The organism is Dactylosporangium sp. NPDC051484 (genome assembly GCF_040689395.1).
Taxonomy (GTDB): domain Bacteria; phylum Actinomycetota; class Actinomycetes; order Mycobacteriales; family Micromonosporaceae; genus Dactylosporangium.
The window spans coordinates 205,994-218,316 of the sequence record NZ_JBFAZX010000008.1 but is presented as its reverse complement, the minus strand read 5'-3'; the positions used below and the strand labels follow the sequence as shown (position 1 = coordinate 218,316).

Sequence of the window (12,323 nt, the reverse complement as noted above, 5' to 3'; positions counted from 1 at the left end):
CGGGGTCAGACAGGCAGGCGCAGGACGTAGCCCACGCCGCGCAGCGTGTGGATCAGCCGTGGCTCGGCGATGTCGACCTTACGGCGCAGATACGAGATGTAGGACTCGACGATGCTGTCGTCGCCGCGGAAGTCGTAGTTCCACACGAAGTCGAGGATCTGAGCCTTGGACAGGACGCGGCCGGCGTTGAGCATGAGATACCGCAGGAGCTTGAACTCCGTCGGGGACAGCGCGATCGTCTGCCCGGCGCGGCTGACCTCGTGGGTCTCCTCGTCCAGCTCCAGGTCGTGGAAGACGAGCCGGTTGGGCCCCGGGTCGCCCGCGGTGCGGCGCAGCACGGCGCGGATGCGGGCGGTGAGCTCCTCGAGGCTGAACGGCTTCGTCACGTAGTCGTCGCCGCCGAGCGTGAGGCCGCGGACCTTGTCCTCGGTGCCGTCGCGCGCGGTCAGGAAGACCACCGGGAGCCGCACGCCGCCCTCGCGGAGTCGCCGGATGACCTCGAACCCGTCGAGGTCGGGCAACATCACGTCGAGCACGACGAGGTCGGGCTTGCTTTCGCGGGCCGCTGTGACCGCCTCGCTGCCGGTGGTCACCACGTCAACCGCAAAACCGGCAAAGCGCAGGCTGGCGGAGAGGAGCTCGCGGATATTCGGGTCGTCCTCGACCACGAGCAGCCTCGCCTCAGCCTGCGCCACGCCTGGCGACGATGCACCCCCGGATTGTGCTACGCCGCCTCGTACCCCCATGCGCATATCTTTCCGCCCTCCGCTGGAGTAGGGCTGGTGGTTGCCTGGGAAATTCCTGGGCAGCCGTTGTCACCTACCGCAGCAAGCGTCTCACCTGGTCGATCGCGCCGTCCAACACCACGAGGGTGGCCCGCATCGTCTCCTGGCTCGCCCGACCGGCGCGGGCCAGCCGGCGCACCTCGGCGAGCAGCAGCGCGGCCTTGTCCTCCAACTCGCCGACCACGTCGGAGGGCGGCTGCGGCGGGCGGGTGCTCGCCGAGCCCGGCCGGGGCGGATATCCCCAGCCGAACGAGGCCGGCCCCGGCGGCGCGCTGCGCACCTGGCGGCTGGCCTCCTTGAGCTCCCGCTTGAGGTCGCGCACCGAGCCGCGCACCCCCTGCTCGACCTCGTCGGCCAGCGTCGAGAGGTCGGCGAGCGAGGCGTTGATGTCGGCCTCGAGCGACTCGAGCTCCCGCGCCCGGCGCTGCAGCTCATCGACGCCGGCCGCGGTGATCTCGTAGACCTTGCGCCCGCCCTGCGCCGTGTGCGTGATGAGGCCGTCGGCCTCCATCCGCTGCAGGCGCGGGTAGATCGTGCCGGCCGAGGGCGCGTAGAGGCCGTGGAACCGGTTCTCCAGCAGCCGGATGAGCTCGTAGCCGTGGCGCGGGCCCTCGTTGAGGAGCTTCAGCAGGTACAGCCGGAGCCTGCCATGGCTGAACACCGCGCTCATGCTTCCACTGCTTCCTCATCGTCAACGGGCCACCGCAACAACGAGATCGCGCCAGACGCGGTCATCGCGCACTCCTCGCTCGCTCGTGCTCACGAGCGTAGCGCAAGACGCGATACATCGCGACTGCCCATCACGACGCACAGTCGCGTCTTGCGCCGGACTTCGAGTGCGCCACGGGCGTGGCTGCTGGATGAGAGTGGGGTGTCAGGCAGCGATCATGGCCGTCGCGGCGCGGGCCAGGACGCGGCGGGAGTGGGTGTGCGGGTCGCACGGGGCCGGGTGCAGCTTCGGATGGGCGCGCAGGTTGACCGACAGGTCGCGGGCCGCCACCACCCGCTTGATCGAGGCCAGCAGGGTCTCGTCGCCGATGAACGCGGCCACCGTCGACACCACGCCGGACTGGGCGAAGGTCAGGCGGACCGACACCACCGGCACACCCGCGTCCACAGCGGCCTGGAACATCGCCGGGCGGAACGCGCCGCCCATCCGGCCGCACCACGTGGTGCCCTCCGGGAAGACCGCCACGACGCCGCCCGCGCCGATGTTGCGGCTCACCTCGGCGACAGTGGCCGGCAGGCTCTTCGGGCGGGACCGGTCGACGAAGACCGTGCCCAGCGTGGCGGCCAGACGGCCGATGAGCGGCCACGACCGTACCTCGCGCTTGGCCAGCAGGCGGGCCGGCGCGTGGGCGAGGATCACGATGACGTCGAGCCACGACACGTGGTTTGCCACGAGCAGGGCTCCGGCCTGCGGGATCCGCCCACTGGCGGAGTGCCTGACGCCGAGGGCCGCCAGCACGGCCCGGGCCAGGCCACGCTGGGCTCGGATCAGGTGGCGCTGTGGCAGCAGCGCCAGGACCGGCACCGAGAGGGCGGCGAAGAGGAGCACGGCACCGGTGAAGAGGATGCGCTTCGCCATGATCAGCCGCGGCACGACGCGGGCCGAGGACTCGGGCAGGCAGTCGGTGCCGCACGTCGAGCGGGGCAGCCAGAGGCTGTCCATGACAGCCATGGAGCTCACCCCTGCCCGAGGAAGTGGCGCATGTACCGCGGGTTCACCCGATCCAGCGACAGCAGGACATAAAAGTCGGCGCAGTCGAAGTCGGGGTCGTGGGCCGGCGCACCGCCCACCCAGGCACCCAGGCGCAGGTAGCCCCTGAGCAGCGGCGGCACGTCGACCTTGGCGGGCGGCTCGACGTCGGCGTGCTGAGGGCTGGTCCAGGGATTACGCGGCCGCACCCGCCAGGCCGACGGCACCAGGTGCTTGCGTCGCGCCAGGTCCCACACGCCCGCGGCGGTCGCGCCGCCGTCGGCCAGCGGCACCGACGCGCACCCGCCGAGCCAGCGGTGGCCGTGCAGGTGCATGTACCGCGCGATGCCCGCCCACATCAGGTTGATGACGGCGCCGCTGCGGTGGTCGGGGTGCACGCAGGAGCGGCCCGTCTCCACCAGCCCGCCGCGCAACTGCGCGAGGCCGGCCAGGTCGAACTCGGTGTCCGCGTAGAGGCCACCGGCCGCGATGGCGCGGTCCGGCGGGAGCATCCGGTAGGTGCCGACGACGTCGCCGGTGAGCTCCTCACGGATGATCAGGTGGTCGCAGTACTCGTCGAACGGGTCGGCGTCCAGACCCGGCTCGCTGCTGTGCAGGGTGGCGCCCAGCTCACCGGCGAAGACGTCGTGGCGAAGCCGTTGTGCGGCCCTGACCTGGGCGCCGTCGGTGGCCACCAGCAGGGTGTAGCGCTGCAAGTCGCCCAGCTCTTGCGGGCCGGCGGCGACGGCGAGAATCGTCATGTCTTCGGTGTAGGCGTCGACCCCTGCGGATGGCTGACGCTGACTGGTTTCCCTGATGGCGTGCTGGTGAACTGTGGTTACCGTGGTCAACCATGGCGGGATATTCAGGCACACCGTTGCCCAAGAAGCTGGGTGTCACCGCGGGGCGTCGCGTGTTGCTCGACGGCGCGCCGCCCGGGTTCGAGCTGCGTGAGCTGCCGGCGGATGTGGTGGTGCACCGCCGCCCCGCGCAGGGACTGTACGACGTCATCGTGCTCTTCTGCCCGGATCAGGCCCGCCTGCGCCGGCGCTGGCAGGTGCTGCACCGCCTCACCCCGCCCGCCGGCGCGCTGTGGGTGGCGTGGCCGAAGCGCGCCTCGGGCCTGGCCACCGACCTGGACGAGTCCGCCGTGCGCGAATACGCGCTGGCCAACGGCCGGGTCGACGTCAAGGTGTGCGCCATCGACGAGACCTGGTCGGGCCTCAAGCACGTCATCCGGGTAGCGGACCGTCCGCCGGCGTAGCGAAACCCGGATCTTCCCCTGAAACACGCAGGCCGGGGCCGACGGATTCGGCCTGACGTGCCATATTGACGGCTCAACTTGTCTAACGGAGGGAGCGGCGCGTTGTCCAACGGGCAGATCGTCGTCTCCGGCCTGACGAAGCAGTATCGCAACGTCAGAGCCGTCGATAATTTGTCGTTCGCGGTCGAGCCGGGCCGCGTGACCGGGTTCCTCGGGCCGAACGGCGCCGGCAAGACCACCACCCTGCGCATGGTGCTCAACCTGGTCACCCCGACCGCCGGCACGGCGACCATCGGCGGTCAGCGGTATGCCGACGTGGCCGAGCCGTTGCGGCTGGTCGGGGCGATCCTGGAGGCCTCCGCCGCGCACAAGGGCCGCTCCGCGCGCAACCACCTGCGCTGCGTCGCGGCCGCCGGTGGCTTCCCGGCCGCCCGCGTCGACGAGGTCCTGGAGCTGGTCGGGCTCACCCCGGCCGCCAAGCGCAAGTTCCGGGGCTACTCCCTGGGCATGAAGCAGCGCCTCGGCATCGCCCAGGCGCTGCTGGGCGACCCGCAGGTGCTGATCCTCGACGAGCCGGCCAACGGCCTCGACCCCGAGGGCATCCGCTGGATGCGCGGGCTGTTGCAGGGCCTGGCCCACCAGGGGCGCACGGTGCTGGTCTCCAGCCACCTGCTGTCGGAGATGGAGATCCTCGCCGACGACGTCGTCATCATCGCGGCCGGCAAGCTGGTCACCCAGGGCCCGGTCGACCAGATCATCGGGCAGGGTTCGGCCCAGGTCAGCGTGCGGGTCCGCACGCCGAACATCGAGGAGCTGGTCACGGCCGTGCGCGGGGTGGGCGGCGCGATCAGCCCCAACGGCAACGGCGCGCACGTGGTCACCGGCCTGGACGCCGCCACCGTCGGCAAGCTGGCCCTGCAGGCCGGCGTGGAGCTGCACGAGCTGGTCGCCGAGCGCGCCGACCTGGAGCACGTGTTCCTCGAACTGACCCAGGGAAGGGCGGCCATCCGATGATCCGGCTCATCCGCAGCGAGCTGATCAAGCTGCGCACCACCAACATGTGGTGGATCTTCCTGATCTGCTCCCTGGCATTCACCGGCCTCGCGCTGCTGATCAACACCGCGCAGGCGCACCAGGACCTGCAGATGCCCAGCTGGCTCAGCGAGGAGCCACCGGCGGGGTTCTCCGATGAGGAGAAGGCGCAGTATCTGGCCAATTATCAGGCCGAGCAGGAGCGGGTCCAGGCCGCCCGCACCGCGGCCGGGCTGGCCAAGCACGCCGCCAGCATCTACACGTCGGGGCAGTTCTTCGGGCTGCTGCTGGTGATGCTGCTGGCCATCCTGCTGATCACCAACGAGTACTACCACCAGACCGCGACGGCGACGTTCCTGGCGACGCCGAAGCGGACCAAGGTCATCGTGGCCAAGCTGATCACCGGGGCCGCGATGGCGGTCGCCTTCTGGCTGATCGCCACCGTGATCGACCTGGTCACCGGCGCGATCTTCTTCGCCGACCTGGGCTACTCCAACAGCCTGGGCCACTGGACCGCGCAACAGGCGATCCTGCTCAACCTGCTGGTGTACGTGCTGTGGGCGATCTTCGGCATCGGCGTCGGGGTGCTGCTGCGCAGCCAGATCGGGGCCACGATCACCGCCGCGGTGCTGTACACCGTCGGCACCTATGCGGCCCTGGCCATGCTGGCCCTGATCCACGAGTACCTGATCAAGAAGGACTGGGTCATGCAGGCCGCGGTGTACATCCCGCCGTTGGCCTCCCTGCACGTGGTCGGGGGGCTGTCGGACCAGCTCGGCGACACCCACCTGCCGGCGCGCTGGGTCGGCGCGTTGATCCTCATCGGCTACGCGGTCGTCCTGGGCACGATCGGCACATTGGTCACGCGCAAGCGCGACGTCGCCTGATCGGCGGCGATCGAACTTCCACGATCTGGGGTGCAAGATCTAGGACAGTTGTGGCCGCCGAACGGCGGCCACAACTATAAGGACGGGCAAACCGGCGTCGTCTACATGGTCACTCCCGGCGGCGTCGGCGACGAACGCGCGTTAGGCAGCGCGTAGCCTGGACCCGGACATCCGTGACCCCTAGCAACTCGCGTTTGGAAGAGGCGATCAAGAGCCGTGTCGACCCAAGCGACCAACTCGCAGGAGAATCCGCTGGCCGGATTTGGCCCGAACGAGTGGATCGTCGAAGACATGTACCAGCGGTACCTCGCCGACCCGGCCAGCGTGGACTCCGCGTGGCACGACTTCTTCGCCGACTACAAGCCCACCCCGGACGTCGTCCAGGCGTCCGCCGTCGCGGCTGAGCCGGCCCCCGCTCCCGCGCCCGCGCCCGCGAAGCCCGCGGTCGTGAAACCGGTTGAGAAGCCGGTCGAGAGACCGGTTGAAAAGGTCGAGAAGAAGGCCGTCCCCGCCACCAAGCCCGCGCCGACCAAGGAGACGCCCGCCCCCGCCGGCGGCGCGAAGCACGTACCCCTGCGTGGCGTGGCCGCTCGCATCGTGCAGAACATGGACGCCTCGCTGGAGGTGCCGACCGCCACGAGCGTGCGCGCCGTGCCGGCCAAGCTGCTGTCCGACAACCGGATCGTGATCAACAATCACCTCACCCGCGGTCGGGGTGGCAAGGTGAGCTTCACGCACCTGATCGGATACGCGCTGGTCCGGGCCCTGGCCGCGCACCCGGAGATGAACAACAGCTTCGCCGAGGTCGACGGCAAGCCCACCCTGGTGCAGCCCGAGCGCGTCAACCTCGGCATCGCGATCGACCTGGCCAAGCCGGACGGGTCGCGCGCGCTGGTCGTGCCGAGCATCAAGGCCGCCGACACCATGGACTTCCGTCAGTTCTGGTCGGCCTACGAGGACACGGTGCGCCGCGCCCGGCGCAACGAGCTCACCATGGACGACTACGCCGGCACCACCGTCTCGCTGACCAACCCGGGCGGCATCGGCACCGTGCACTCGATGCCGCGGCTCATGACCGGCCAGGGCGCGATCATCGGCGTCGGTGCGATGGAATACCCGGCGCCCTACGCCGGCATGTCCAACGAGACCCTCGCCGACCTCGGCATCAGCAAGATCATCACGCTGACCAGCACCTACGACCACCGCATCATCCAGGGCGCTCAGTCCGGCGAGTTCCTCAAGGTCATGCACGAACTGCTGCTCGGCGAGCACGAGTTCTACGACCAGATCTTCACCGCGCTGCGCATCCCATACGAGCCGGTGCGCTGGGTGCGCGACGTCGCCCGCACCTCCGAGGGCCAGATCGACAAGGCCGCCCGCGTCGTGGAGCTCATCCACGCGTACCGTGTGCGCGGCCACCTGATGGCGGACACCGACCCGCTCGAGTTCCTCATCCGCCGCCACCCCGACCTGGACGTGCTCGAGCACGGGCTCACGCTGTGGGACCTCGACCGCGTGTTCCCGGTCGGCGGGTTCGCGGGCAAGCAGAAGATGGCGCTGCGGGCCGTCCTCGGCGTCCTGCGCGACTCCTACTGCCGCCGCGTCGGCGTGGAGTACATGCACATCATGGACCCGGAGGAGCGGCGCTGGATCGCAGAGCGGGTCGAGAAGCCGTATGAGAAGCCGAGCCCCGAGGAGCAGAAGCACATCCTCAACCGGCTCAACGCGGCCGAGGCGTTCGAGACGTTCCTGCAGACCAAGTACGTCGGCCAGCGCCGCTTCTCGCTGGAGGGCGGCGAATCGCTGATCCCGCTGCTGGACGAGATCCTGCAGAACTCCGCCGAGAGCGGGCTGGACGAGGTCGTCATCGGCATGGCCCACCGCGGCCGGCTCAACGTGCTGGCCAACATCGTCGGCAAGCCCTACGAGAAGATCTTCTCCGAGTTCGAGGGGCACCTCGACCTCAAGTCGGCGCACGGCTCCGGCGACGTGAAGTACCACCTGGGCATGACGGGCAAGTACACCCACCCGGACGGCGAGCACGCCACCACGGTGTCGGTCGTCGCCAACCCGTCGCACCTGGAGGCGGTCAACCCGGTGCTGGAAGGCATCGTGCGGGCCAAGCAGGACAGGATCGACCTCAAGCTCGAGGGCTACACGGTCCTGCCGCTGCTGGTGCACGGCGACGCCGCGTTCGCCGGCCAGGGCGTGGTCGCCGAGACGCTGAACCTGTCGCAGCTGCGCGGCTACCGCACCGGCGGCACGGTCCACGTCGTCGTCAACAACCAGGTCGGGTTCACCACCGCGCCGGAGTACTCCCGCTCCTCGCTGTACTCGACCGACGTCGCCCGGATGATCCAGGCGCCGATCTTCCACGTCAACGGCGACGACCCCGAGGCCGTCGTGCGCGTGGCGCGGCTCGCGTTCGAGTATCGCCAGGCGTTCAACAAGGACGTCGTCATCGACCTCGTCTGCTACCGCCGGCGCGGCCACAACGAGGGCGACGACCCGTCGATGACCAACCCGTTGATGTACGCGATCATCGACCAGAAGCGCTCGGTCCGCAAGATCTACACCGAGGAGCTCATCGGCCGCGGCGACATCCCGATCACCGAGGCCGAGGCCCTGCTCAAGGACTACCACGAGCAGCTGGAGACGGTGTTCAAGGCCACCCGCGACGCGTCGTCCTCGCCGGCCGCGCGGCTCACCCGGCTGCGCAAGCCGGAGCCCGAGCCGGTGGTCGAAACGAAGATCGACGAGTCGGTACTCCGGGCGATCGGCGAGGCCCACGTGAAGCTCCCCGAGGGCTTCACGCCGCACAAGCGCGTGCAGCAGCTGCTCGACCGGCGGGCCAAGATGGCCATCGAGGGTGACATCGACTGGGGCTTCAGCGAGATCATCGCCTTCGGCTCGCTCGTCAACGACGGGGTCACGGTCCGGCTGTCCGGCCAGGACTCGCGCCGCGGCACGTTCGTCCAGCGCCACGCCGGGATCGTCGACGCCGAGACCGGAGCCGACTACATGCCGATGTCCGCCCTGGTGCGCGACAACGCCAAGCTTTTCGTCTACGACTCCCTGCTGTCGGAGTTCGCGGCGATGGGCTTCGAGTACGGGTACTCGGTCGAGAACCCGGACGCGCTGGTCATGTGGGAGGCGCAGTTCGGCGACTTCGTCAACGGCGCGCAGTCGATCGTGGACGAGTTCATCTCCTCCGGCGAAGTGAAGTGGGGCCAGCTGGCCTCCGTCACCCTGCTGCTGCCGCACTCGCACGAGGGCCAGGGCCCGGACCACACCTCGGGCCGCCTGGAGCGTTACCTGCAGCTGTGCGCCGAGGACAACATGCGCGTCGCCGTGCCGACCACCCCGGCCAACCACTTCCACCTGCTGCGCCGCCAGGCGCTGTCGCCGAAGAAGAAGCCGCTGGTGGTCTTCACGCCGAAGTCGCTGCTGCGGCACCGGCTGTGCGTGTCGGGCGTGGAGGACTTCACCACCGGCACTTTCCAGACCGTGCTCGGCGACCCGGGGATCAAGGGCACCGCGCTCGACCCCGCCGCCGTGAAGCGGGTCCTGCTGTGCTCGGGCAAGCTCTTCTACGACCTGCTCCAGGCGCGCACCGACCGCGGCCTCACCGACACCGCGATCATCCGCGTCGAGCAGCTCTACCCGATGCCGATCGACGAGCTGCGGGCGGCGCTGGAGCGATACCCGAACGCGGTGGACTTCGCCTGGGTCCAGGAGGAGCCGGCGAACCAGGGCGCCTGGTCGTTCATCGCGCTCAACCTGCTCGAGCACCTGCACGGCGTCGGCCTGCGCCGCATCTCCCGCCCCGCCGCGGCCGCCCCGGCGGTCGGCTCGACCAAGCTGCACGACGCCGAGCAGCAGGCCCTGATCGAGGCCGCGCTGCCGAAGCGCTGACGGCGACCGCTTTCCCGGGGGCACGGCGGCGACGCCGTGCCCCCTTCGCTTCTTCCGTCTTCTTCCGTGGAGGCCTGCGCACATGTACTTCACCGATCGCGGCATCGAGGAGCTGGCCGAGCGCCGCGGTGAGGAGGAGGTCACGATCGAGTGGCTGGCCGAGCGCCTGCGCGACTTCGTCGACCTCAACCCGGAGTTCGAGACCCCGATCGAGCGCCTGGCCGTCTACCTGGCCCGCCTCGACGACGAGGACGACGACTGACGCGTGCCGCACCGGCCCGCCCATCCGTTGGCGGCCCACGGCATCCGGGTGAGGCCGTCTCACCGTTCTATATTCGGAAAAATCGGATATGTCGGTGAACCGATGGCGGCGTAGTGCGAACGGGCGATCCTTGCGAGGGTAGCCGTGTCCTCCAAATGGGTCATCCGCCGGCAACCCGGTGTAGTCCGGCAAGCCAATCGTTTGTCACCGCTCGGGCGATAACGGTCTACCACGGCGCGCCCTTACATTCTTGACGTGCCTGCGCGCCGCACGCGGACCGCAACCGCGTCGCTGTTGATCGCCGCCCTCTTCATCACGGGCGGCGTCCTTGCGGCGTCCGGCTCCGACAACAACGGCACCCCGTCCAGCACCCCCGCCGGCGCCACCGCTATCGAGTCCGCGCCGCCGGTTCCGCACGCGGTCGGCGTCCGGCACTTCACGTTCGCGCGTGGTAAGGAACGGCCGCTGCCCACGACCGTGTGGTACCCGGTGCACGGCTCCGCCCGTCAGAACCGCGGCCGCCCCCAGCCCGACGCGACGCCGCTGCCCGGCGTGTTTCCCCTGCTGCTGTGGAGCCACGGCTTCTACAGCAACCCGCAGTCGCAGGAGGGCATGACGAAGCTGCTGGCCGAGGCCGGATACATCGTGGCGGCACCCGCGTACCCGTTCACGAAGAAGGACGCGCCCAGGTTCGACAAGACGGACGTGCCCAACCAGGCCATCGACGCGTCGTACGTCATTACGCAGCTGCTCAGGACGGCCAACCCGCTCGCGGCGAGCATCGACCCCGATCGGCTCGGCGCGATCGGGCACTCCGGCGGCGGCACGACCACCGACTGGCTGTTCACCGGCCGCCGCGACCACCGGCTCAAAGTGGGCGTCATCTTCGCCGGGCGGCCGACCACGGCGTACCAGGGCACCCCGGTCCCGTTGCTGTTCATCCACGGCGACAAGGACCCGGTGGTGGCCTACAGCCAGGGGCGGGAGTCGTACGGCAAGGACCCCTGGCCCAAGGCGTTCCTGACGATCGTGGGCGGCGAGCACGGCGCCGGCACCAACAACCCCGAGCGCGGTCACGCGCAGGCGGTGGCCACACTGCTGGACTTTCTCGACTGGGCGCTCAATGGCGACGAGGAGGCCCGGGTGCGGCTGACGAACGACGCGACGCTCACCGGAATCACGCGCTTCGAGTCGTCGGGGATCTACCCCAGCGTCACGGACAGCACCAGCGCGAGCACGACGACCACGACACCGGCGCCGATGCCGACCCAGAGCAATACCCTGGACCTGGCCGGTTCTGCCGGCTGACTCCGGCTCTTGTCCACCCACGCCTGAAACGCCTGAGTGTTCTGACTCGGGTCGATGCGCTCATCGGGCATGGCCGACAGAATACCGAGTCGAGACTTCCGACGGTGACCGAACAGTCTCAAATCGTGGCACTCTCCCCCGCGTGGGGGCATGCGCGGAACCCAATCGGATTTCGCCCTCCGGGGAAGCGGCGATCCGCCGTGCCGCCCGTACCGTTGGTGGCATGCGCCCGCGCATCGCGATCGCCATCGTCGCCCTGTCCGCCGCGCTGACGGCCGGTTGCTCGGGCGGCCCGGCCCCCGCGCACCAGGTCACCCCGGCCCCCACCCCCACCGGCACGGCGATGCCCCGGCTCGCCGCGGTCGAGCTTCCCCCGCCGCTGGCGCTGCCCACCAGCCCGCTCTCGGTGTCGTCGCAGCAGGTGACGTACACCCGGGAGGGAAGGACGCTGCGGACGCTCATCTGGGCGCCGGATCGGCCCGGCCACTACCCCGCCGTGCTGTTCAGCCACGGGTTGAACGGCACGCCCGAAGAGTTCGCGCCGCTGCTCAAGGGCTGGGCACAGGCCGGGTTCGTGGTGATCGCCCCGGCCTACCCGAACACCACCCGCGGCGCACCGAGCTTGGACGTGTACGACGTGCTCAACCAGCCGGCGGACGCGAGCTTCGTGCTCGGCCGGGTGCTCGCCGGGCCGATCGGCCAGCGCATCGACGCCAAGCGGCTGGCCGCGGCCGGACACTCCGCGGGGGCCATCACGACCGTCGGGCTCTTCACCGCCGGGCGCGATCCGCGGCTGCGGGCCGGGATCATCCTGGCCGGCAGCGGGCTCGGGGTGGGCACGGACTTCAGCGGTACACCCGCGGCGTTGTTGTTTGTGCACGGAGACGCCGATCCGCTCGTCTCCTACGCCAGCGGCAAGGCGACGTACGACGACGTACCGTGGGCGAAGGCGATGCTCACCATCCCCGGCGGGAACCACAACGACCCGTATCTGCAACCGGAGTCACCGGCGTTCAAGACGGTCGCCGACAGCACCCTGCAGTTCCTGCGCCTGGAGTTGTACGGCGACCAGGCCGCCCGGTCCGCGTTCACGCCCACGGCGGACTTGGACTCGCACCTCTAACCGACGAAAGTCCGGCACCTCAGGGTGCCGGACTTTCGGACATTCCGG

At 69.8% G+C, this 12,323-nt stretch carries 11 protein-coding genes; 7 read left to right on the top strand and 4 right to left on the bottom strand.

What is annotated here, in order from left to right:
* Positions 1–5 precede the first annotated feature (5 nt).
* From AB0367_RS17385 to AB0367_RS17370, 4 genes are all read right to left on the bottom strand, one after another.
* Positions 6–695, bottom strand: coding sequence for a response regulator transcription factor (locus tag AB0367_RS17385; protein ID WP_366227306.1), 690 nt, complete (start codon positions 693–695; stop codon positions 6–8).
* A 124-nt stretch (positions 696–819) separates the two neighbouring features.
* Positions 820–1,455 carry a PadR family transcriptional regulator gene (locus tag AB0367_RS17380; protein ID WP_366227305.1) on the bottom strand — a complete coding sequence of 212 codons (636 nt, stop codon included), beginning with the start codon at positions 1,453–1,455 and terminating at the stop codon, positions 820–822.
* 204 nt (positions 1,456–1,659) lie between these two features.
* The gene (locus AB0367_RS17375) at positions 1,660–2,466 is read right to left on the bottom strand and encodes a lysophospholipid acyltransferase family protein (protein WP_366227304.1); all 807 of its coding nucleotides are present in this window, start codon (positions 2,464–2,466) and stop codon (positions 1,660–1,662) included.
* A 5-nt stretch (positions 2,467–2,471) separates the two neighbouring features.
* The gene (locus AB0367_RS17370; RefSeq protein ID WP_366227303.1) at positions 2,472–3,245 is read right to left on the bottom strand and encodes a GNAT family N-acyltransferase; all 774 of its coding nucleotides are present in this window, start codon (positions 3,243–3,245) and stop codon (positions 2,472–2,474) included.
* Positions 3,246–3,337: 92 nt separating this feature from the next.
* Here AB0367_RS17370 and AB0367_RS17365 point away from each other — a divergent pair, with 92 nt between their 5' ends.
* The 7 genes from AB0367_RS17365 (at position 3,338) to AB0367_RS17335 (ending at position 12,275) form a co-directional block, all read left to right on the top strand.
* On the top strand, positions 3,338–3,748 hold the full coding sequence (locus AB0367_RS17365; protein ID WP_366227302.1) for a DUF3052 domain-containing protein: 411 nt from the start codon (positions 3,338–3,340) through the stop codon (positions 3,746–3,748).
* Between the two features lie 78 nt (positions 3,749–3,826).
* Positions 3,827–4,762: an ATP-binding cassette domain-containing protein gene (locus AB0367_RS17360; protein WP_366227301.1), complete on the top strand. Its 936-nt coding sequence runs from the start codon at positions 3,827–3,829 to the stop codon at positions 4,760–4,762.
* Positions 4,759–5,667: an ABC transporter permease subunit gene (locus AB0367_RS17355; RefSeq protein ID WP_366227300.1), complete on the top strand. Its 909-nt coding sequence runs from the start codon at positions 4,759–4,761 to the stop codon at positions 5,665–5,667. Before AB0367_RS17360 ends, AB0367_RS17355 begins: the two co-directional genes overlap by 4 nt.
* Positions 5,668–5,883: 216 nt before the next feature.
* Positions 5,884–9,582, top strand: a complete 3,699-nt coding sequence (locus AB0367_RS17350; RefSeq protein ID WP_366227299.1) for a multifunctional oxoglutarate decarboxylase/oxoglutarate dehydrogenase thiamine pyrophosphate-binding subunit/dihydrolipoyllysine-residue succinyltransferase subunit — start codon at positions 5,884–5,886, stop codon at positions 9,580–9,582.
* A gap of 82 nt (positions 9,583–9,664) precedes the next feature.
* On the top strand, positions 9,665–9,844 hold the full coding sequence (locus AB0367_RS17345; RefSeq protein ID WP_350555176.1) for a DUF6104 family protein: 180 nt from the start codon (positions 9,665–9,667) through the stop codon (positions 9,842–9,844).
* 255 nt (positions 9,845–10,099) lie between these two features.
* Entirely contained in the window at positions 10,100–11,152 is a 1,053-nt protein-coding gene (locus AB0367_RS17340; protein WP_366227298.1) for a hypothetical protein, read from the top strand.
* A 223-nt stretch (positions 11,153–11,375) separates the two neighbouring features.
* Positions 11,376–12,275, top strand: coding sequence for a chlorophyllase (locus AB0367_RS17335; protein ID WP_366227297.1), 900 nt, complete (start codon positions 11,376–11,378; stop codon positions 12,273–12,275).
* Positions 12,276–12,323: the final 48 nt, after the last annotated feature.

Bases quoted from the DNA above. Each gene is read 5' to 3' on its own strand.
- AB0367_RS17335 (WP_366227297.1), top strand. From the start codon at position 11,376: ATGCGCCCGCGCATCGCGATCGCCATCGTCGCCCTGTCCGCCGCGCTG.
- AB0367_RS17365 (WP_366227302.1), top strand. From the start codon at position 3,338: ATGGCGGGATATTCAGGCACACCGTTGCCCAAGAAGCTGGGTGTCACC.
- AB0367_RS17375 (WP_366227304.1), bottom strand. From the start codon at position 2,466: ATGGCTGTCATGGACAGCCTCTGGCTGCCCCGCTCGACGTGCGGCACC.
- AB0367_RS17345 (WP_350555176.1), top strand. From the start codon at position 9,665: ATGTACTTCACCGATCGCGGCATCGAGGAGCTGGCCGAGCGCCGCGGT.
- AB0367_RS17370 (WP_366227303.1), bottom strand. From the start codon at position 3,245: ATGACGATTCTCGCCGTCGCCGCCGGCCCGCAAGAGCTGGGCGACTTG.
- AB0367_RS17380 (WP_366227305.1), bottom strand. From the start codon at position 1,455: ATGAGCGCGGTGTTCAGCCATGGCAGGCTCCGGCTGTACCTGCTGAAG.
- AB0367_RS17355 (WP_366227300.1), top strand. From the start codon at position 4,759: ATGATCCGGCTCATCCGCAGCGAGCTGATCAAGCTGCGCACCACCAAC.